The following is a 20684-nucleotide window of genomic DNA, read 5'->3' as shown; positions in this document are numbered from 1 at the left end:
CCGCGGGTGCGGTGACGTGTGTGCTGGTGCATGCCAAGTGCCTTGTTTCCGTGGTGCGTTGGTCCGGTGGTGCGGTGGTGCGTGGGGGTCAGGGGGAGGCCGTGACGCGGAAGCGGTGGAACTCCGCCGCCCCCGCGTGGCCGGGGCCCGCCGGGGCGAGCGCGAAGAGGGCGAGCAGGGCGCCGACCCAGCGCCACGGGGTCGCGGCGAACACCGGGCCGGAGGGGCGCAGGCCGTCGCCGACGTCGTGGAGGAAACGGCAGCGCGCCGCGGGTCCCGCCTCGATCCGCAGCAGCGCCCGGCCCAGCGGCGCCGGCCGCGGGAGGGCCGCGTCGCGCTCCGGGCCGCCCTCGCGCTCGGCGAAGCGGTGCACGAGCTCGGCCGTGCCGTCCCCGGACCGCCGCAGCCCGATCCACCCGTACGCGTCCCCGAGGACCGCGAGGCCCGCGGTGGCGCCCGGTTCCTCGCTGCGCAGGGCGAGTTCGACCTCGACCACGCACGGACTGCCCGGCAGCCGCTGGGTGAGGACGTGCGGCAGGACCCGCAGGTCGGGCACGGCCGGCGGCGGGGCGAGCCGTACGCAGGCCAGCCGGAGGCCGTCGCCGGAGTGCCGGGTCGCCCAGCCGTCCCGCGGGTTCGCGGTCCACTGCCACTGCCTGCCGTACCGGCCGCCGGGGAAGTCGTCGTCCGTGGCGGGCGCGCCCGGCGGCTGGGGCGGCAGGGCGGGCCTGCGGTGGACGGCGACGGGGGCGCCCGCGTCGCCGATCACCGGCCAGACGTCGTCGGGTCCGCGCCCGGGGGCCGCCGCCCAGCGCATCGGCTGGAGGTGCACGACCCTTCCGTAGGCGCCGCGCTGCTGGAAGTGCACGAACCAGTCCTCGCCGGCCGGGGTGCGCACCCAGCCGCCCTGGTGGGGGCCGTTGACGGCGGTGTCCCGCTGCTCCAGGACGATCCGCTCCTCGTACGGTCCGAAGAAGCCGCGCGAGCGGAACGCTCCCTGCCAGCCCGTCTCCACTCCCCCGGCGGGCGCGAGAATCCAGAACCAGCCGTCGTGGCGGTACAGCTTGGGGCCCTCGACGGTGAACCAGCCGGGTATCCGGTCGCCGTCCACGATCACCTCGCCCTCGTCCAGCAGGGCGGTGCCGTCGGGGCGCATCCGGTGGCCCGTGAGACGGTTGTTGACGCCCGCGCGGGACCTGGCCCACGCGTGCACCAGGTACGCCTCGCCGGTCTCCTCGTCCCACAGCGGGCACGGGTCGATCAGCCCCCGGCCGGCCCGGACCAGGTGCGGGCGGGTCCACGGGCCGCGTGCGTGCGGGGAGTTGACCTGGAAGATGCCGTGGTCGGGGTCGCCCCAGAAGATCCAGAACCGGTCGTCGTGGTGGCGCAACGCGGGCGCCCAGACGCCCCGGTCGTGCCGCGGCACGGCGAACTCCTCGGCCGGTTCCAGGAGTTCGAGGGCGTGGCCGACGAGGTTCCAGTTGACCAGGTCCCGGGAGTGCAGCAGCGGCAGGCCGGGGACGCGGCCGAAGCTGGACGCGGTCAGGTAGAAGTCGTCGCCCACGCGGAGCACGTCCGGGTCGGACCAGTCGGCGTCGAGCACCGGATTGCGGTACGTCCCCCTCTCGCGCCCGGCGGTTCTCACGCGCCCACCGCCCGGCGTACCAGGGCCGCGGCCCCGTCCCGGTCGAGGGCGCCGTCCGCGACGACGGTCACGACGCGCCGCACCAGGGTGCTTCCGGCGGCGACGGCGAGCCGTTCGCCGTGCGCGAGGGACGAGCCGACGCCCGGGTACTCCCCCGCCCTGACGAACCAGGGGTCACGGCGGGTCGCGGCGGTGACCCCGGCGAACACGAGGGTCCAGCCGTCGCCGGACAGCGAGAGCCAGTCGGCGCGGGTGCCGTGGACGGCGTCCTCGCCCTCGGCGGTCGGGGTGCGGACGACCGGCGCCCCGGGCTCCTTGGGGGCCCGCCAGAAGAAGCCGCCGTAGGCCGCGCCGGGCCGCCCGTTGGTGGCCGGGCTGCCGATGGTCAGCGTCCGGTCGCCGGTGTTGGTGAGGGCGAAGGTGAAGTCCAGCGCCCACGCGGTGCCGGTGAGTTCGAGGGCCGCGACGGTGCGGCGCTCGCGCAGCAGGTCGTCCCCCGCGGCGGTGGTCCAGCGCAGTTCCTCGACGAAGCCGTCCCCGTCGCGCAGCGGGAACGCGGTGTGCCGCTGGACGCCGTGGTCGGCGCGTTCCACGGGGCCGCGGTCCCGGACGTAGGTGCGTCCGCCCCAGAAGTTGTGGCCGTCGACGTCGGGCACGGCGACGGACACCCCGAGGTGGTGCGGGTGGTCGGCCGGACCGGACTCGGTGACCACCGTGCCGGCCAGGGTCGTCACCGGGTGCAGGTACGGGCGCGGCGAGAGGCGGGCGGCGACGTCGGGCCGGACGCTGTAGCGGGCGACCGGCCGGCCGGCCGCGTTCAGCACGGTGGTCGCCGGGTCCCCGGCGGCCGTGGTGCGCGCGGACTCCGCGGGGCCCGTGGGGTGCGCCGGGGTCATCGGTTGCCCACCGCCTCCGGGAACGTCGCGGCGGGTGCGGCCCAGGGGGCGCCCAGCTCGGAGAAGAGGGAGAGGGTGTCGGCGGCCGAGGCGACGAGCCGCTCGACGCCGGGCACGACCCGCCCGTTCCGCGAGGGGATCCGGTGCCAGGTGCCCGGCGGCAGCGCGGCGGGGTCGGGGGCCCGGCGGATCGCCTCGACCACCTTCATGAAGGCGCCGGTCGCGGCGGGCGGCACGAGGAGCGGGGTGCCGTCGGCGAGGTGGGCGAGGAGGTTCTCCAGCAGGTCGGTGCGGCCGTACTCGGTCTCCTCCGGTCCGTGGCCGGCCCGTTGCAGCAGGACGCGGTCCTGCTTGTACCAGAAGGTGATCCGTCCGCGCTCGCCGTGCACGACGACGTACGGCTCCTCGGGGTGCTCGGCGCACAGCGTCGCGGCGACGGTGACCGCGGGGCCGCCGGCCGTGGTGACGCGCACGCACGAGGTGTCGTCGGACTCGATGTCGTTGGCGCGCAGGAGCTCGGTCTCGACGCGGACGACGTCGGCGGCGTGCGGTGCCCCGCCGAGCGCGAGGGCGGTGGCGACGGCGTGCGCGAGGGGGTTGGTGAGGGCGCCGTCGACGACGTCCACGCCGTTCATGCGGCGCCGCCCGGCCCACGGCGCGCGCCGGAAGTAGTCCTCGTCGCGGGCCCAGGCGCCGGCCCCGCCGACCCCGGTGACCCGGCCGATCGCGCCCTCGGCGAGCAGCCGGCGGATCGCGGGCACGGCGTGCGAGCCGAGCGACTGGAAGCCGATCTGGCATGCCGTGCCGGCCGCCGCGAGCCCCTCGGTCAGCCGGTCGAACTCCGCGTAGGAGGGGGTGGGCGGCTTCTCCAGCAGGAGGTGCACACCGCGCCGCGCGGCGGTCAGCGCGAGGTCGGCGTGCGTGGGGATCGGGGTGCACACGACGGCCACGGGGGCGCCGGTGACGTCGAGGAGGTGGCCGAGGTCCGGTGACTGCGGCGGGAGTTCGCCGTCGTACTCGGCCGCGGTCAGCGGCACGGCGTCGCAGACGCCGGCCAGCCGCACCAGGCCGAGGGCGGTGAGCCGGGCGAGGTTGCGCAGGTGCCACTGCCCGTGGCCGCGGGCCCCGGCCAGCACGACGGGGGTCGGGGGGCGGTGCGCCGTCGGGGCGCCGGTGGCGGTCATCCCTTCACCGCCCCCGCGCTGAAGCCGGTGATCAGCCACTTCTGGATGAAGGCGAACACCACCACGACGGGCACGGCCGCGACGATGCCGCCCGCCGCCAGCGCGCCGAGGTCGACGCTGTCCGCGCTCATCAGGGTGTTGAGGCCGACCGGGATGGTCTGCTTGCTCTGGTCGCTGAGGAACATCAGGGCGAACAGGAAGTGGTTCCAGGCGTGCACGAAGGCGAAGGAGCCCACCGCGATCAGGCCGGGCCGCAGCAGCGGCAGCACCACGATCCGGAAGGAGGCCAGCCGTCCGCAGCCGTCGACCCAGGCGGCCTCCTCCAGCGAGTAGGGGACGTTCCGGATGAAGCCGCTGATGAGGATCATCGACAGCGGCAGCTGGAACACCGTCTCGGCGAGGACCACGCTGGCAAGGGAGTTGATCATCCGCAGGTTGGCGAAGATCTGGAACAGCGGCACGAGCAGCAGCGCGCCCGGCACGAACTGCGAGCACAGCAGGGCGAGCAGGAAGCTCCGCTTGAACCGGAAGTCGAAGCGGGCGAGCGCGTAGCCGCCGGCGAGGGCGACGACGGTGGTCAGGACCAGGGTGCAGACGCCGATGAGCACGCTGTTCTGGAAGTAGACGCCGAAGCTGCGTTCGGTCCACACCTTCTCGAAGTGGTCGAAGGTGACGGGCCAGGGCACCAGGGACGTCGATCCGGCCGGGCGCAGGGCGAACAGCAGGATCCAGTAGAACGGGACGAGGGTGAAGACCAGGTACAGGCCGAGCGGCAGGTAGATGTGCCAGCGCGGCACCTCGTCCCAGGCCCGGCGGCGGGCGGGTCGGGCTCCGGGCGGCGCGGGTGTGCGCGGGGCCGGTGCGGGGGCGAGACCGGGGGCGGCCTCCTTGGTGATCACTTGTTCTCGCCTCCGAACTTGCTGATGCGCAGATAGGCGATCGAGCAGAAGAGCAGGATCACGAACGCGACCGTCGTCAGCGCCGAGGCGTAGCCGAAGTTGTGCGCGTCGACGCTGGTGCGGGCGACGTACAGCGGCAGGGTCGTGGTCTCGCCCGCCGGGCCGCCGCCGGTGAGGGTGTAGAGGAGGTCGACGTTGTTGAACTCCCAGACCGCGCGCAGCAGCGTCGACAGGACGATGGCGTCCTTGAGGTGGGGCAGCGTGATGTGCCAGAACTGCTGGAGGCGGCGCGCCCCGTCCATCTCGGCGGCCTCGTACAGGTCCTTGGACACGGACTGGAGGTCGGCGAGGATGAGGATCGCGAAGAAGGGGACGCCGCGCCAGAGGTCGGCGACGATCGCCGCGGGGAAGACGGTCGAGGTGTCCGAGAGCCAGCTCGTGCCGTAGCTGCCGATCCCGAGGTCGGCGAGGTAACGGGTCACGCCCGTCTGGGAGTTGTAGAGCAGCACCCAGATCGCGGACGTCAGGACGCCGGAGACGGCCCAGGGCGAGAAGACCAGCGCCCGGCCGAACCCCCGCCCCACGAACGACTGGTTGACGATGAGGGCGAGCGCCAGGCCGAGCAGCAGTTGCAGCCCGACCTCGACGACGACCCACTTGGCGCTGAAGGTGAGGGTGTCCCAGAACTGCGGGTCGTCGGTGAAGGCGTGCCGGAAGTTGTCGAGGCCCGCGAAGCCGTTGCGCCACGGCTTGGTGGGGTTGAAGTTCTGGAGGCTGTAGTAGAAGACGCTGATCACCGGGTACGCGATGAAGCCCAGCATCAGCAGGGCCGCCGGGGCGATCAGCAGGTACGGCAGCCTGCGCGGCGTCGCGGAGGCACGGCGCCGCCGGGGCGACCCGGGCGGTTTCGCCACGACTGCGGCTTGGGCCATGACTGGATCTCCGTTCTCACCTTGATAGGAAGCGCTTGCTACGTGCACGTGGTGCTGCTCTTCCGGCGGGGCCGGGAGGGTGTCCGGGAGGTGCGGGCGAGCTGGGCGGTGCCGTGCGGTGCGGTGCTGTGCCGTGCGGTGCGGTGCTGTGCCGTGCGGTGCTGTGCCGTGCGGGTGCGCGGGCGCCGTCGGCGGGGCGCCGGGTGCGGGGGCGGGCGTCCGGGTGGGGCGCCGGGGTTATCCCGCGTACGGATCGGGGACTTCGCCCGGCCGGGCCAGGAACGCGAAGTCGCAGCCGGTGTCCGCCTGGGTGATCTGTTCGTCGTAGAGCGCCCCGTAGCCGCGCCCGAAGCGGGCGGAGGGCGGGGTCCAGCCGGCCCGTCGCCGCGCGAGTTCCTCGTCGTCCACGTGCAGGGTGAGCGCACGGCCCGCGACGTCGAGGGTGATCAGGTCGCCGTCGCGCACCAGGGCGAGCGGGCCGCCCACGTACGACTCGGGCGCCACGTGCAGCACGCACGCGCCGTAACTCGTGCCGCTCATACGGGCGTCGGAGATGCGGACCATGTCGCGCACGCCCTGCTTGAGCAGGTGGTCGGGGATGGGCAGCATCCCGTACTCGGGCATCCCCGGCCCGCCGCGGGGCCCGGAGTTGCGCAGGACGAGCACGCTGTCGGCGGTGATGCCGAGGTCCGGGTCGTTCACGGTGCGCTGCATGGTGCGGTAGTCGTCGAACACCACGGCGGGGCCCGTGTGCTGGAGCAGGTGGGGCTCGGCGGCGATGTGCTTGACGACCGCGCCGTCCGGGCACAGGTTGCCGCGCAGCACGGCGACCCCGCCCTCGGCGGCGACGGGGTTGTCGCGCGGGCGGATGACGTCGTCGTCGTGGACCCGCGCGCCCGCGAGCTGCTCCCGGAGGGTGTCGTGGCGGACGGTCGGCCGGTCCAGGTGGAGCAGGTCGGGGATGCGGGACAGGAAGCCGGGCAGTCCGCCCGCGAAGTGGAAGTCCTCCATGAGGTAACGGCGGCCCCCGGGGCGGACGTTGGCGAGGACGGGCACGGTGCGGGCGATCCGGTCGAAGTCGTCCAGGGTGAGCCGCACGCCCGCACGGCCCGCCATCGCGATCAGGTGGATCACCGCGTTGGTCGAGCCGCCGAGGCCGAGCACGGTGGTGACCGCGTCCTCGAAGGCGTCGGCGGTGAGCAGATCGCTCAACTTCCGGTCCTTGTGCACGAGTTCGACGACGGCGAGACCGGCCGCCGCGGCCATCCGCTCGTGCCCGGAGTCGACGGCCGGGATGCTGGAGGCGCCGGGCACGGTGACGCCCAGCGCCTCGGCGGCGGCGGTCAGCGTCGAGGCGGTGCCCATGGTCATGCAGTGGCCGGGCGAGCGGGCCAACCCGCTTTCCAGTTCCGTGAGTTCGCAGTCGCCGATGAGCCCGGCGCGGTGGTCGTCCCAGTACTTCCACATGTCGGTGCCCGAGCCGAGGACCTCGTTGCGCCAGTGCCCCGGGAGCATCGGCCCGGCCGGCACGAACACCGCGGGCAGGTCGACGGAGGCGGCGCCCATCAGCAGCGCGGGCGTGGACTTGTCGCAGCCGCCCATCAGCACGGCCCCGTCGACCGGGTAGGAGCGCAGCAGTTCCTCCGTCTCCATCGCGAGGAGGTTGCGGTAGAGCATGGGGGTGGGCTTCTGGAAGGTCTCGCTGAGCGTGGAGACCGGGAACTCCAGCGGGAAACCGCCCGCCTGCCACACCCCGCGCTTCACGGCCTGGGCGCGGTCGCGCAGGTGGACGTGGCACGGGTTGATGTCCGACCAGGTGTTGAGGATCGCTATGACCGGCTTGCCGAGGTGTTCCTCCGGCAGGTAGCCGAGCTGGCGGGTGCGGGCGCGGTGGCTGAAGGACCGCAGCCCCCCGGCGCCGTACCACTGGTGGCTCCTCAGCTCCTCGGGCCGTTTCACAGCGACCACCCGGCGGCTATCGCGGCGACCTCGGCCCGGCCGCCCGCGGGCAGCGGCCGGCTCGGCGGGCGGACGTCGCGGCGGCACAGCCCGAGCGAGGCGAGGGCCTCCTTGACGACGGTGACGTTGTTGGCGGAGCCGCCCTCGGCGCGCAGTTCCTCGAACCGCCGGATCTGCTCCCACACCTTCATCGCGGCCGGGTAGTCGCCCGCGCGCAGCGCCTCCAGCATGTTCAGGGAGACGGCCGGGGCGACGTTGACGAGCCCCGACGTGAAGCCGGTGGCGCCCGCCGAGAAGTACGCGGGGGCGTACGGTTCCGCGAGGCCGGCCACCCACACGAACCGGTCGAGGCCCGCGTCGCGTGCGAAGGCGGCGAAGCGGACGGCGTCCGGCACGGCGTACTTGACGCCGACGACGTTGGGGCAGGCGTCGGCGAGTTCGGCGAGCCGGGCACCGGGGAGCTGCGCGTTGCGCAGGTAGGGCACGACGCCGAGTTCGGGCACGGCCTCGGCGACCGCCCGGTGGTAGTCGACCCAGCCGCCCTGCGCGACGTACGGGTGGACGGGCTGGTGGACCATCACCATCCGCGCGCCGTGGTCGCGGGCGTGCCGCGCGGAGGCGACGGCGGTGGGCAGGTCGTGTCCGACCCCGACCAGGACGGTGGCCCGGTCCCCCGCCTCGGCGAGGGTGGTCTCGGTGACGAGCCGGCGCTCCTCGGGAGCGAGCGCGTAGAACTCGCCGGTGTTGCCGTTGGGGGTGAGGGTGCGGATGCCCGCGTCGAGCATGCGGTGCAGCAGCGCGCGGTGGGCGGCGCCGTCGATGGTCCCGTCCGCCGTGAACGGGGTCACGGGGATCGCCACCACGTCGGCGAGGGCCGCGCGCTGGGCCTCGAACGTCGGGCTCATGACAGGCCGTCCTCTCCGCCGGCCCCGGTGCCGGGGAAGGCGCGCCGTACGAACGAGGCGATGTGGGCGTGCAGTTCGCGTGCCGCGGCGTCCGCGTCGCCGGCCAGCGCGAGCCGCAGGATCTCCCGGTGCTCGGCGGCCTCGCGCTCCCAGCTGGGGTCGGCGGCCCAGGCGACGGCGGAGACGAGGGCGGCCTGGTCACGGACCTCGTCCAGCATCCGGCCGAGCAGCGGGTTGCCGCAGGGCAGGTACAGGGAGCGGTGGAACTCCCGGTTGGCCAGGGAGCGTTCGGCGGTGTCGGCGGCCTGGTCGGCGCGGGCGAGGGCGTCGCGGGCGGCGTCCAGGGAGGCGCCGAGGCGGACCGCGCGGCGCAGCGCCTCGGGTTCGAGGAGCAGTCGCACGTCGTAGACCTCGCGCGCCATGTCCGCGTCCACGGTGCGCACCGTCACGCCCTTGTACTGGTTCATGACCACCAGGCCGGTGCCGGCCAGCGTCTTGAGCGCCTCGCGGACGGGGGTCTTCGACACCCCGAACTGCGCGGCGAGTTCGGTCTCGACCAGGGCCTGACCGGGCGTCAGGCCACCCGTCAGGATGCGGTGCTTGATGCCCTCCAGCACGTACTGCGTACGGGAGGGAACAGGCATGGGCACAGAGGTCATGAACGCCTCTCGGTGTCGCGTCCGGGAGCTCGCGGATCGGATCTCGCCGCGAAGTCCCAGGGGGGACCCCGCGTTTCGCGTCTCATGTATCGCGTCTCATATATGGCGTACGAAGTACGACGCGTCGAAGGTAGGAGCGTCCCCGTGTTTCGTCAATGCTTCCGGCAGAGGAAGCGGGGATTGCCGTGCGGACGCCCCGCACACGCGGACGACGCCGCCCTCCGCGCGTGGCGGAGGACGGCGTCGTCCGGGTGGGAGCGGGGTCGACCGCGCCCGCGGCGTGTGCCGTTGCAATCGCGCGAAGCCGCCGGGCGGTCGCGGGAGCGGTCGTCAGCCGCGGGTCCAGCCGGGGTCGCGGCCGCTGAGGCCGACCGTGCGGTCGAGCGGGGCGGAGCCCTCCGGCACGGCGACGACCGGGCCGAAGATGCCGCCCCCGCGGGTCGGGTCGGCCGCCGCCATGGCCAGGAACTCCTGCGCGGCGCCGAGCGCGGCGGGGTCGGGCTCGTAGCCCTGGCCGGTGGAGCGGGCCAGGTCCCAGCCGTGCACGACCAGTTCGTCGGCGAGCACCGCGGCGGTGACGGACGCCGGCATGGTGACGCCCCCGGCGCGGGTCTCGCCGGTCCAGGCGGCCGGGTCGCGCCACGCGGCGGCCAGTTCGTCGAGCAGCTTGGGCAGTTCGGCCCGCCAGCCGGGCCCGAGGTCGGGGAGCGCGCTGTCCGGCGGGACGTCCGTGGTGGCGCCCAGGTCCTTGCGCGCGGCGTCCCGGAAGGCGACGGTCAGGCCCAGCACGTGACCCAGCAGGTTGCGTACCGCGTAGTCCGGACACGGGGTCCGCGCCGCGAGGTGTTCGTCCGTCACCCCCTCCGCGAGGCGTGCCACGACCAAGGTCTGCGGGCCGAAGTCCAGCAGGGGCCCGGCGCCCGCCGTCGCGTCCGTCGTTCGAGTCATCGCGTTCTCCTTGGCCGTCCGTCTTGGCAGGCCGGCGTCGGTGACGACCCCGGCAGAGGGTGGACCGGCGGGGGGCGCGAAACTCATCGGCGCGGGGCGCGGAGGGGCGGGGCCGCCCGCTCCCCGGGCCCTCTCAGAGCACGGCCAGTGCCTCCCGTACCGCGGCCAGGTCCGCGTCGGAGGCGAGGCCCGCGTGGTAGAGCCGCAGCTCGGTCGCCCCGAGGTCGCGGGCGCGGGACGCGTCGGCGGCCAGCGTCGCCGGGCTGCCGCCCATGCCGGAGACGACGGTGAGGTTGGCGGCGACCACGTGCGCGGGCGTGGCGGCGCGGGCGAACGGCGCGAGGAGGCCGGGGCCGCCGGCGCAGGGCACGACCACGCCGTCGGCGACGGACAGGATGTGCGCGGGGTCCACGCCCGCGTTGGCACCGCAGTGGTACGGGACCGGGTCGGCGTGCAGCAGGACCTGGAAGCCCTCGGGCGCCGCCGCGCGGACCGCCGCGACGGCGGCCTCCTGGAGGGAGCGCGCGGTGGCGTCGCGCCACGCGCGCGTGGCGGCGGCCGGTTCCGCGCCGAGCAGCTTCTCGACCGCGCCCCAGTCGCCCGCCGGCCCGGTGTCGCCGGGCGCCCCGCCGCGCCACACGGGTTCCAGCGCGGCCCGTACGCGGGCGGCGAGCGCGTCGGCGTCCTGTCCGGCCTCCGCGTAGCCGGTGCGGCAGACCGGGCAGAAGCAGAGCGACATCAGGTACTGCGCCGCGTCCCCGAGCGGGACCCCGCCGGTCTTGTCGTGGGCGTGCAGATGGGCGAGCCCGTACCAGCCCAGGGACTCCAGTTCGGTGCCCGCGGCGCCGGGCCGCACCGCGGCCTCCGCGGCGAGGTCGACGAGGTACGCACGCGTGGCGGGCTGCGCGACGCACGGTGCCCAGGGGTACCGGTCGCCGTAGGCGTTGACCACGCTGGTGCCGGGGTGTTCGGCGCCGAGCCGGGAGTTGTGCGCGAGCACCACCCAGGTGTGCACCTCCAGGCCGGCGGACGCGAGCGCCGCGGACGCCTCGCCGTGGGCGTCGCCGGGTGCCCAGTCGCCCGCCGGGTGGGGGCGCGGGACACGGCCGGCCCACCGGTCGCCGGGCGGGTAGAGCACGGCGGCGTGCTCGGCGGTGACGACGCGGTGGCGCGGGTGGCGCGGGGTGAGGGCCCGCGTCGAGTGGTAGGCGGACGCGAGCGTCACCTGCCGCACGCCGAGGCCGGCGATCCGGGCCGGGGCGTCCGGGTCGCCGTTGACGTCCCAGGGGTAGACGAAGGCGGACGTCCTCACCGGCTCTCCTCGACGAGCGCGAGACCCCGGTCGATCAGCTCGGCGAGCTGCTTGACGTGCTCCCCGGCCGGTTCGGCGAGCGGCGGGCGCACCTCGCCGACGTCGAGCCCGCGCAGCCGCACGCCGGCCTTCACCAGCGAGACCGCGTAGCCGCGGCCCTGGTCGCGCAGTTCGACGAACGGCCGGTAGAACCCGTCCAGGAGCCGCCGGGCGGTGGCGTCGTCGCCGGTGGCGAGCGCGCGGTGGAAGGCGACGGCGATCTCGGGCGCGAAGCAGAACACGGCGGAGGAGTACAGGGAGATGCCGATCGCGCGGTAGGCGAGCTGCGTCTGCTCGGCGGTCGGCAGGCCGTTGAAGTAGAGGAAGTCGCCGGGCGCGTCGGTGCGCACGGCGCTCACGATGCGCTGCATCAGGTCGAGGTCGCCGATGCCGTCCTTGAGGCCGACGACGCCCTCGGTGCGGGCCAGTTCGACGACGGTGCGCGGGGTGAGGACGGCGTTGTCGCGCTGGTAGACGATCACGGGCAGGGCCGTGGCGGCCGCGATCTCCTGGTAGTGCCGCAGCAGCCCCTCCTGCGGGGCGACGACGAGGTAGGGCGGCATGACGAGCAGCCCGTCGGCGCCCGCCCCCTGCGCCAGCCGCGCGTAGCGGACCGCGAGCGCGGTTCCGTAGCCGACGCCGGCGACGACCGGGACACGCCCCGCGGTCTCCTCGACGGCGGCCTGCACGCACGCCTCGAACTCCTCGGGGGCGAGCGCGTGGAACTCGCCGGTGCCGCAGCACACGAAGACGGCGGCGGCGCCCGCGTCGACGCCGCGGCGCACGTGCTCACGGAGGACGCCGGGGTCCACCGAGCCGTTCGGGCCGTACGCGGTGACGGGGAAGAACAGCGGCCCGCCGGGGGCGCGGAGACGGTCGGTGAGGGGGGCAGGCGTCACGGACTCTCCCGGAAGCGAGGGGTGCGCAAGGTGGTGCACACTTCTGACTGACGTCCATATGCATGAACAGTCGTACGCTACGACCCACCCCGGACCGGGGTCAAGGCGACTATCTGCCCCCGCACGGCGGATTCCGGTCCACGTGGACCGGCGGTCACGCCACTTGACGCTGCGCGCGGCCACTCCGTACCGTGTTTACGGATGTGAATTCAGTACACGGATACGGTTGCGGTTACCGCCAGGTCGTCGCACAGGCAGGCAAGGAGACCCGAGGATGCCCGTCCCCCGCACCGTCCTGCTCACCGGCGCCGCCGGCGGACTCGGCACCCTGATGCGGAAGCTGCTCCCCGCCCACGGCCACCGGCTGCGCCTGCTGGACGTGCGCCCGGTCCCGGACGAGCCGGACGCGATCACCGCCGACCTCGCCGACCGCGACGCGCTGCGCGAGGCCGTCCGAGGCGTCGACGCCGTGCTGCACCTGGCGGGGATCTCCCTGGAGGCCCCGTTCGACAAGATCCTGCGGTCCAACATCGAGGGCACCCACAACCTGTACGAGGCCGCCCGCGAGGAGGGCGTGCGCCGGATCGTCTTCGCCTCCTCCAACCACGCGCTCGGGTTCACCCCCAGCCCCGGCGAGGGCGACCCGCTGATCCCGGACGACGCGCCCCTGCGCCCCGACACCTTCTACGGGCTGTCCAAGGCGTTCGGCGAGAACCTGGCGCAGTTCTACTGGGACAAGCACGGCCTGGAGACCGTGTCCGTGCGCATCGGCGCCTGCTTCCCCGAACCCACCGACGTGCGGATGCTGTCCGTGTGGATGAGCCCGGAGGACGGCGCCCGGCTCTTCCACGCCGCGCTCACGGCCGAGGGCGTCGGCCACCGCACGGTCTACGGCTCGTCCGCCAACACCCGTCTGTGGTGGGACCTCTCGGGCGCCCGCTCGCTGGGGTACGAGCCGCAGGACGACTCCGAGAAGTACGCCGCCGCCCTCCTCGCCGAGCAGGGCGCACCGGACCCGGCGAACCCGGCCCACACGCACCTCGGCGGGCGCTTCGTCGTCGACCCGCCCCTCTGGCCCCACTGACCGCCCCCGGCGCACCGCCGCCCCCGCTCCGACCACGCGCAGCCCCCGCGGGCGCGCCCGGCCGCCCCGTACGGGCAGCGATCGGGCGCGCCCGCGGGGGCGTTCGGGCACCGGGGCCGCCCGGTTCCGCCCGCAGGAGTGCCCCCGCGCAGGTCCGCGGCGGGCGGACGGCGGGCCGAACGGGCGCACCCGGGCAGCATCGGGCGCGGGACAGACCTGGTGAGCGCCGCACGCCCGCTGTACAACTTCCCCCGAGGACCCCACCGGGCCCGAACGGGCAGGAAGGACAAGGGTGTTGGCCATGGGCACGCTCTCGGCGGAGGAACGGCAGCGGGAGATCGTACGGGTCGCCCGGCGTTCCGGATCGGTCGACGTGAGCGCGCTCGCCGTCGAACTGGGCGTGGCCAGGGAGACGGTACGGCGCGACCTGCGGGCCCTGGAGGACCACGGGCTCGTGCGCCGCACGCACGGCGGCGCCTACCCGGTGGAGAGCGCGGGCTTCGAGACGACCCTCGCCTTCCGCGCGACCAGCCACGTGCCGGAGAAGCGCCGGGTCGCCGCCGCCGCCGCCGAACTGGTCGGGGACGCGGAGACGGTCTTCGTCGACGAGGGCTTCACCCCGCAGCTCATCGCCGAAGCCCTGCCCGGGAACCGGCAGTTGACCGTGGTGACGGCGTCCCTGCCGGTCGCCGGGGCCCTCGCGCAGACGGACAACGTCACGGTGCTGCTGCTCGGCGGGCGGGTCCGCGCCGGGACGCTGGCGACCGTGGACCACTGGACGACGAGGATGCTGGCCGGCTTCGTCCTCGACCTCGCCTACATCGGCGCCAACGGCATCTCCCGCGAACACGGCCTGACCACGCCCGACCCGGCGGTCGGCGAGGTCAAGGCGCAGGCGGTGCGGGCCGCGCGGCGCACCGTCTTCGCGGGCGTGCACACCAAGTTCGGCGCGGCGAGCTTCTGCCGCTTCGCCGAGATCACCTCCCTGGAGGCGATCGTGACGAGCACGCTGCTGCCCGCCGCGGAGGCCCACCGCTACTCGCTGCTCGGCCCGCAGGTCGTCCGCGTCTGAACGCCCGGCGACAACTCCCCCTTTCCGCACCGCCGTTGAACGCACCACTGCCGTACCTCCCGCACGTTCCGCAACACCCCCGACTCCAGGAGCGATTCATGCGAACCCAGAGCCGACGGAGGCCGCGCGCGCTGCTCGCCGCGGCCGCCGCAGGGACGCTGCTCGCCCCGCTGCTGTCCGGCTGCTGGGCCGGCGCGGGCGGGGCGGGGTCGGGCGGCGACTCCGTCAACGTCCTCATGGTCAACAACCCCCAGATGACCGAGCTGCAGAAGCTGACCGCCGCCCACTTCACCAAGGAGACCGGCATCAGGGTGAACTTCACCGTGCTGCCGGAGAACGACGTACGCGACAAGATCAGCCAGGACTTCGCCAACCAGGCGGGCCAGTACGACGTGGCGACGCTGTCCAACTACGAGATACCGATCTACGCCCGCAACGGCTGGCTGCACGAGATGGACAGCTACGTCGCGAAGGACCCGTCCTACGACGAGCGGGACATCCTCAAGCCGATGCGCCAGTCGCTCACCGCCGACGACGGCAGGCTCTACGGCCAGCCCTTCTACGGCGAGTCGTCCTTCCTGATGTACCGCAAGGACGTGTTCGCGAAGAAGGGCCTGACGATGCCCGCGCACCCGACCTGGGAGCAGGTCGCCGACCTCGCGGCGAAGGCGGACGGCGCCGAGCCCGGCATGAAGGGCATCTGCCTGCGCGGGCTCCCGGGCTGGGGCGAGATGCTGGCTCCGCTGACGACCGTCGTGAACACCTTCGGCGGCACCTGGTTCGACAAGGACTGGAAGGCCCGGCTGGACTCCCCCGCCTTCGAGAGGGCCACCCGGTTCTACGTGGACCTGGTGCGCGAGCACGGCGAGGCGGGCGCCGCCCAGTCCGGGTTCGCCGAGTGCCTCAACGACATGACGCAGGGCAAGGTCGCCATGTGGTACGACGCGACGTCCGCGGCGGGCCTGCTGGAGGCGTCCGACTCGCCGGTCAAGGGCCGACTCGGGTACGCCGCCGCCCCGGTGGAGAGGACGGAGTCCTCCGGCTGGCTCTACACCTGGGCCTGGGGCATCCAGAAGGCGTCCCACAACACGGACAAGGCCTGGAAGTTCGTCTCCTGGGCGTCGAGCAAGGAGTACGAGCAGCTCGTCGGCGACACGAGCGGCTGGTCCGACGTGCCCGCCGGCAAGCGCGCCTCCACGTACGCGAACGCCGACTACCGCCAGGAGGCCGCCGCCTTCCAGGAGATGACGAAGGAGGCCATCGAGAACGCGCGGCCCGACGACCCGGGCGTGCAGCCGCGTCCCGCACCCGGCATCCAGTTCGTCGGCATCCCCGAGTTCACCGATCTCGGCACCAAGGTCTCGCAGGAGATCAGCGCGGCCGTCGCCGGACGCCAGTCCGTCGACGCGGCCCTCAGGAAGGCCCAGCAGCTCGCCGAGCAGATCTCCGAGGAGTACGAGGGACGATGACCGCAGCGACGACAGTTCCCACGGCGACGGCCCCCGCGCGCACCGCGCGGCCCGCCTCCCCCCGCCTGCGCGCCTGGGCCACCCGGGCGCCGCTCCTGCCCGCGCTCGTCTTCATGATCGCGGTGACCCAGCTCCCGTTCGTGGCGACGCTGGTGATCTCGCTCTTCGACTGGAACGCGCTCTACCCGAAGGCACGTCGCTTCACCGGCCTCGACAACTACCGGCAGGTGCTCACCGACGCGGACCTGCGCCACTCGGTGTGGACGACCGTGCTGCTGACGGTGGCGGTGGTCCTGGTCAGCCTCGTCCTCGGGCTGGTCCTGGCCCTCCTGCTGGACCGCAGGTTCCGCGGCCGGGGCGTGGTGCGCACCCTGCTGATCGCCCCGTTCCTGGTGGTCCCGGTGGCCGCCGCGCTGCTGTGGAAGCACGTGCTCTACAACCCCGAGTACGGCCTGCTGAACGGCCTGTTGCACTACGTGGGCGGCCCGCAGCCCGACTGGATCTCCAACACCCCGCTGCTCGCGGTGGAGGCGTCGCTGGTGTGGCAGTGGACGCCGTTCATGATGCTGATCCTGCTGGCCGGGCTCCAGAGCCGCGACCCCCAGCAGATCGAGGCGGCCCGCGTGGACGGTGCCAACGACTGGCAGGTCTTCCGCCACCTGACGCTGCCGCACCTGCGCCGCTACCTCGAACTCGGCGCCCTGCTCGGCTCGATCTACATCGTGCAGAACTTCGACGCCGTCTTCACCATCACGTCCGGCGGCCTCGGCACCGCCAACCTGCCCTACACGGTCTACCAGAGCTTCTACCAGGCCCACGAGAACGGCCTCGCCTCGGCGGCCGGCGTCCTGGTGGTCATCGGCTCGATCGTCATCGCGACCTTCGCCCTGCGCGTCGTGTCGTCGCTGTTCCGCGAGGAGGGGTCGCGCGCATGAGTGACATCGCCGCAGCTGAGAGCGGGCACGGCACGGGACCCGGCGGCGGCCCGCGCCGGGGGCGCGGCCGACGGGGCACGGGACTCGGGCTGGTGGCGTGGCTCGCCGGGATCGTCTTCTTCCTGCCCGTCGCGTGGATGGCGCTGACGTCGCTCCACTCGGAGAGCGACGCCGCGAAGAACCCGCCGTCCTTCGCCGCCTCCCTGACGCTGGACGGCTACCGGGAGTTCTTCGGCTCCGGCGGCGGCGCGAGCCCGTGGCCCGCGCTGGCCAACTCGGCCGTCGCGTCGGTGGCTTCGACGGCGCTGGTGCTGGTGCTCGCGCTGCCGGCCGCGTACGCGCTGTCGATCCGCCGGGTGCGCAAGTGGACGGACGTCCTGTTCTTCTTCCTGTCGACGAAGATGCTCCCGGTGGTGGCGGGCCTGCTGCCCGTCTACCTGTTCGCGAAGAACACCGGGATGCTCGACAACATCTGGCTGCTGGTCATCCTCTACACGTCGATGAACCTGCCGATCGCGGTCTGGATGATGCAGTCCTTCCTGGCCGAGGTCCCGGTCGCGGTGATCGAGGCCGCGCGCGTCGACGGCGCCCGGCTGCCGACCGTGCTGACCCGGGTGGTCGCCCCGATCTCCCTGCCCGGCATCGCCGCGACCGCCCTGATCTGCTTCATCTTCAGCTGGAACGAGCTGCTGTTCGCGCGGGTCCTGACGGGCGTGGTCGCGGAGACCGCCCCCGTCTTCCTCACCGGCTTCATCACCAGCCAGGGCCTGTTCCTGGCGAAGGTGTGCGCCGCGTCGCTCGTGGTCTCCCTGCCGGTGCTCGCCGCGGGGTTCGCCGCCCAGGACAAACTGGTCCAGGGCCTGTCGTTGGGAGCCGTGAAATGAAGGCCGCCGTCATCGAGTCCGTGGGCCGCGCCGTCGTCACCGAGGTCCCCGACCCGACGCCGGGCCCCCGCGAGGTCGTCGTCGAGGTCGCCGCGTGCGGGCTGTGCGGAACCGATCTGCACATCCTCCAGGGCGAGTTCGCGCCCAAGCTGCCCATCGTGCCCGGCCACGAGTTCGCCGGCACGGTCGTCGCGACGGGCAGGGACGTGCGGGAGGTGGCGGCGGGCGACCGGGTCGCGGTCGACCCCTCCCTGTACTGCCACGAGTGCCGCTACTGCCGCACCGGCCACAACAACCTGTGCGAGCGCTGGGCGGCGATCGGGGTCACGACGGCGGGCGGCGCCGCGACGTACGCGGTGGCGCCGGTCGCGAACTGCGTGGTGCTGCCCGACCACGTCCGCACCGAGGACGCGGCACTGGTGGAGCCGCTGTCGTGCGCGGTGCGCGGCTACGACGTGCTGCGCGCCCGGCTCGGCGCCCACGTGCTGATCTACGGCTCCGGGACGATGGGCCTGATGATGCTGGAGCTGGCCAAGCTCACCGGCGCCGCGAGCGTCGACGTCGTCGACCTCAACCCGGCCCGCCTGGAGACGGCCCGCACCCTGGGCGTCACGGGGGCGGCGGCGGGCCCGGACGAGCTGGACCGGCCGCAGGGCTGGGACCTGGTGATCGACGCGACCGGCAACGCGGCGGCCATCCAGGACGGCCTGGACCGGGTCGCGAAGGCCGGCACGTTCCTCCAGTTCGGCGTCGCGGACTACGCGGCCCGGGTCACGATCGACCCGTACCGCATCTACAACCAGGAGATCACCGTCACCGGCTCGATGGCCGTCCTGCACAGCTACGAGCGGGCGGCGGAGCTCTTCGCGAACGGCGTCCTCGACCCGGACGTCTTCATCAGCGACCGGGTGCCGCTGGACCGCTACCCCGAGGCGCTGGAGCAGTTCGCGGCGGGGGTGGGACGCAAGATCGTCGTCGTGCCCTGACCCCGCGGAGCGGGCCGAACGGGCGGGTTCGCGCGGCTCCGCCCGTTCGGCCGCGAGTAAGGGAACGGTAAAACGGCCTCGCTCGTTCTCGGGGCATGACAGCTATGACGCCTGGCTCGAACATCCCGCTCTCCAGCGCCCGGGTGACGGTTGACGTCGCCGCGCCGGTGCGGCTGGACGTATCGGGCCTGCTGCTCACCGCCGACGGCAAGGTGCGCTCCGACGACGACTTCATCTTCTACAACCAGCCCGCCGGGCCGGGCGTGACGTACACCTCGGGCGGCGGCACCGCGCCCGACGCGATCACCGTCGACACCTCCGTGGTCCCGCCGGGCATCGAGAAGATCGTCGTCACCGCGTCGCCGGACGCCGCGGGCCAGACCTTCCAGGGCATCGAGCCGACGGCCACGGTCCGCGACGCGGGCGGCTCCGTCCTCGCCACGTTCACGCCGCCGCAGCTCGGCACCGAGACCGCGCTGGTCGTCGTCGAGGTCTACCTGCGCAACGGCGCGTGGAAGGTCCGCGCGGTCGGCCAGGGCTACGCCGACGGCCTGGCCGGCATCGCCACGGACTTCGGGGTCTCCGTCGAGGAGCCCGCCGCCGCGAGCGCCCCGGCCGCCCAGCGGCCCGCGCAGCCGCCGGCGGCGCCGCCCTCCCCCGCGGCCACCGCCGTTCCGCCGCCGCCCGCCGCGCCGCCGGCCCCGCCCGCGGCGGCCCCCGGCGCCGGCAAGGTGAACCTCGACAAGGGCCGCGTCAGCCTCCGCAAGAACGAGACGGTGTCCCTGGTCAAGGGCGGCCGGCCACTTCTCTCGCAGGTCAAGATGGGCCTCGGCTGGGAGCCCGCGTACCGGGGCGGTGACATCGACCTGGACGCGTCGGTCATGGCCTACGGCCCGCAGCGCAACCACATCGACAGCTGCTACTTCGGCAAGCTGTCGATCCTGAACGGCGCGGTCAAGCACTCCGGCGACAACCTCACGGGCGAGGGCGCGGGCGACGACGAGGTGATCGTGGTCGACCTCGGGCGGCTGCCGCAGGAGGTCACCGGACTGGTCTTCACGGTCAACTCCTTCTCCGGGCAGAAGTTCACCGACGTCGCCAAGGCGTACTGCCGGCTCCTGGACGCCGCGTCCGGCGAGGAGCTGGTCCGCTTCGACCTCACCAACGCCGAGGCCCAGACCGGTGTCCTGATGGCCAAGCTGGTGCGGCAGTTCTCCGGCGAGTGGGACATGACGGCCCTGGGCGACTTCGTGAAGTCCCGCACGGTCAGGGGGATGGTGAAGCCGGGGGCCGGGGCGCTGTAGCGTCCGCGCCCCGCGCCGCTTCCCCGTGGGCGTCCGGCCGTCGGCCGGGCGCCCACAGCCCTTCCGTCAGCAGGGACAGATAGCGGCCGATGTACCGGCCCCCGCCGTCGGCCAGTTCCGACGCGGTCGCGACGCCGTGCGCCAGCCGCAGCACCTCGACCGGTTCGAGGTCGGGGCGCAGCGTGCCCTCCCGCTGCGCCGCCGTGACCAGCCGTTCCGCCGCGCCCTTCACGGACTTCCCGCAGGCGGTGACCACGTACGAACTGCCGTCCGTGACGGCGGAACCGAGCAGCGACTTGAGGCCCCGGACCTGGATCATGCCCTCGCTGAGTTCGCGCAGCCACTCCACCAGGGCCTGGCCGGGCGGCAGTTGGGCGGCGATCTCGTCGGCGCGCGCGGCGATCGCGTCGATGCGGTCGACGTAGGCGGCCTCCAACAGGTCCTGGCGGGTGGGGAAATGACGGTAGAGCGTGCCGGAACCGACCCCGGCGCGCTTGGCGATGTCGTCGAGCGACGCGCCCTCCCCGTGCTCCGCGAAGGCCTCCGCCGCGGCCTTGAGCAGCCGCTCGTAGTTGCGCCGGGCGTCCGCGCGCATGGGCCTGACCTGCGTCATCCAGCAACTCCTTGCGAACCGGGGACTGTCTCCGTATCTTGGCGGGCATTAAACGGAGAC

19 protein-coding genes are annotated in these 20684 nt (G+C 73.7%); 7 read left to right on the top strand and 12 right to left on the bottom strand.

Annotation, left to right across the window (positions count from 1 at the left end):
• Positions 1 to 88 precede the first annotated feature (88 nt).
• From ACFZA0_RS05200 to ACFZA0_RS05150, 11 genes are all read right to left on the bottom strand, one after another.
• Positions 89 to 1645: a family 43 glycosylhydrolase gene (locus ACFZA0_RS05200; RefSeq protein ID WP_391011444.1), complete on the bottom strand. Its 1557-nt coding sequence runs from the start codon at positions 1643 to 1645 to the stop codon at positions 89 to 91.
• Positions 1642 to 2541, bottom strand: a complete 900-nt coding sequence (locus ACFZA0_RS05195) for a DUF6807 family protein (protein ID WP_391011441.1) — start codon at positions 2539 to 2541, stop codon at positions 1642 to 1644. The genes ACFZA0_RS05200 and ACFZA0_RS05195 overlap by 4 nt, the downstream gene beginning before the upstream one ends.
• Positions 2538 to 3725 carry a Gfo/Idh/MocA family oxidoreductase gene (locus ACFZA0_RS05190; RefSeq protein ID WP_391011439.1) on the bottom strand — a complete coding sequence of 396 codons (1188 nt, stop codon included), beginning with the start codon at positions 3723 to 3725 and terminating at the stop codon, positions 2538 to 2540. Before ACFZA0_RS05190 ends, ACFZA0_RS05195 begins: the two co-directional genes overlap by 4 nt.
• On the bottom strand, positions 3722 to 4624 hold the full coding sequence (locus ACFZA0_RS05185; protein WP_391011436.1) for an ABC transporter permease subunit: 903 nt from the start codon (positions 4622 to 4624) through the stop codon (positions 3722 to 3724). The genes ACFZA0_RS05190 and ACFZA0_RS05185 overlap by 4 nt, the downstream gene beginning before the upstream one ends.
• Positions 4621 to 5556 carry an ABC transporter permease subunit gene (locus ACFZA0_RS05180; RefSeq protein WP_391011434.1) on the bottom strand — a complete coding sequence of 312 codons (936 nt, stop codon included), beginning with the start codon at positions 5554 to 5556 and terminating at the stop codon, positions 4621 to 4623. The genes ACFZA0_RS05185 and ACFZA0_RS05180 overlap by 4 nt, the downstream gene beginning before the upstream one ends.
• Before the next feature lie 237 nt (positions 5557 to 5793).
• A complete protein-coding gene (araD, locus tag ACFZA0_RS05175) occupies positions 5794 to 7515 on the bottom strand; it encodes an L-arabinonate dehydratase (protein WP_391011431.1) in 1722 nt (573 codons plus the stop codon).
• Positions 7512 to 8420 (bottom strand): dihydrodipicolinate synthase family protein, encoded by a 909-nt coding sequence (locus ACFZA0_RS05170; RefSeq protein ID WP_391011428.1) that lies wholly within the window; start codon positions 8418 to 8420, stop codon positions 7512 to 7514. Before ACFZA0_RS05170 ends, araD begins: the two co-directional genes overlap by 4 nt.
• Entirely contained in the window at positions 8417 to 9079 is a 663-nt protein-coding gene (locus ACFZA0_RS05165; protein WP_391011425.1) for an FCD domain-containing protein, read from the bottom strand. The genes ACFZA0_RS05170 and ACFZA0_RS05165 overlap by 4 nt, the downstream gene beginning before the upstream one ends.
• A gap of 330 nt (positions 9080 to 9409) precedes the next feature.
• Entirely contained in the window at positions 9410 to 10027 is a 618-nt protein-coding gene (locus ACFZA0_RS05160; RefSeq protein ID WP_391011422.1) for a TIGR03086 family metal-binding protein, read from the bottom strand.
• 133 nt (positions 10028 to 10160) lie between these two features.
• Positions 10161 to 11339: a hypothetical protein gene (locus ACFZA0_RS05155; RefSeq protein ID WP_391011419.1), complete on the bottom strand. Its 1179-nt coding sequence runs from the start codon at positions 11337 to 11339 to the stop codon at positions 10161 to 10163.
• A complete protein-coding gene (locus ACFZA0_RS05150) occupies positions 11336 to 12277 on the bottom strand; it encodes a 5-dehydro-4-deoxyglucarate dehydratase (protein ID WP_391011416.1) in 942 nt (313 codons plus the stop codon). The genes ACFZA0_RS05155 and ACFZA0_RS05150 overlap by 4 nt, the downstream gene beginning before the upstream one ends.
• A gap of 274 nt (positions 12278 to 12551) precedes the next feature.
• On the opposite strand from ACFZA0_RS05150, the gene ACFZA0_RS05145 reads away from it, so the two are divergent.
• The 7 genes from ACFZA0_RS05145 to ACFZA0_RS05115 all read left to right on the top strand — a co-directional run bounded on the left by ACFZA0_RS05145 (position 12552) and on the right by ACFZA0_RS05115 (position 20011).
• The gene (locus ACFZA0_RS05145) at positions 12552 to 13361 is read left to right on the top strand and encodes an NAD-dependent epimerase/dehydratase family protein (protein ID WP_391011413.1); all 810 of its coding nucleotides are present in this window, start codon (positions 12552 to 12554) and stop codon (positions 13359 to 13361) included.
• A gap of 301 nt (positions 13362 to 13662) precedes the next feature.
• Complete coding sequence (locus tag ACFZA0_RS05140) at positions 13663 to 14433, top strand: DeoR family transcriptional regulator (protein WP_391011410.1); 771 nt, start codon at positions 13663 to 13665, stop codon at positions 14431 to 14433.
• Positions 14434 to 14531: 98 nt separating this feature from the next.
• The gene (locus tag ACFZA0_RS05135; protein ID WP_391011408.1) at positions 14532 to 15902 is read left to right on the top strand and encodes an extracellular solute-binding protein; all 1371 of its coding nucleotides are present in this window, start codon (positions 14532 to 14534) and stop codon (positions 15900 to 15902) included.
• Positions 15899 to 16837: an ABC transporter permease subunit gene (locus ACFZA0_RS05130; RefSeq protein WP_391011405.1), complete on the top strand. Its 939-nt coding sequence runs from the start codon at positions 15899 to 15901 to the stop codon at positions 16835 to 16837. Before ACFZA0_RS05135 ends, ACFZA0_RS05130 begins: the two co-directional genes overlap by 4 nt.
• Positions 16834 to 17721 carry an ABC transporter permease subunit gene (locus ACFZA0_RS05125; protein ID WP_391011402.1) on the top strand — a complete coding sequence of 296 codons (888 nt, stop codon included), beginning with the start codon at positions 16834 to 16836 and terminating at the stop codon, positions 17719 to 17721. The genes ACFZA0_RS05130 and ACFZA0_RS05125 overlap by 4 nt, the downstream gene beginning before the upstream one ends.
• Positions 17718 to 18707 (top strand): alcohol dehydrogenase catalytic domain-containing protein, encoded by a 990-nt coding sequence (locus ACFZA0_RS05120; RefSeq protein ID WP_391011399.1) that lies wholly within the window; start codon positions 17718 to 17720, stop codon positions 18705 to 18707. Before ACFZA0_RS05125 ends, ACFZA0_RS05120 begins: the two co-directional genes overlap by 4 nt.
• Positions 18708 to 18811: 104 nt before the next feature.
• Positions 18812 to 20011, top strand: coding sequence for a TerD family protein (locus ACFZA0_RS05115; protein ID WP_391011396.1), 1200 nt, complete (start codon positions 18812 to 18814; stop codon positions 20009 to 20011).
• Here ACFZA0_RS05115 and ACFZA0_RS05110 read toward each other — a convergent pair.
• On the bottom strand, positions 19974 to 20624 hold the full coding sequence (locus ACFZA0_RS05110; protein ID WP_391011393.1) for a TetR family transcriptional regulator: 651 nt from the start codon (positions 20622 to 20624) through the stop codon (positions 19974 to 19976). The genes ACFZA0_RS05115 and ACFZA0_RS05110 overlap by 38 nt on opposite strands.
• Positions 20625 to 20684: the final 60 nt, after the last annotated feature.

Source organism: Streptomyces sp. NPDC008150 (assembly GCF_042956945.1).
Taxonomy (GTDB): Bacteria; Actinomycetota; Actinomycetes; order Streptomycetales; family Streptomycetaceae; genus Streptomyces.
This window is presented reverse-complemented; position numbering and strand designations above follow the sequence as displayed.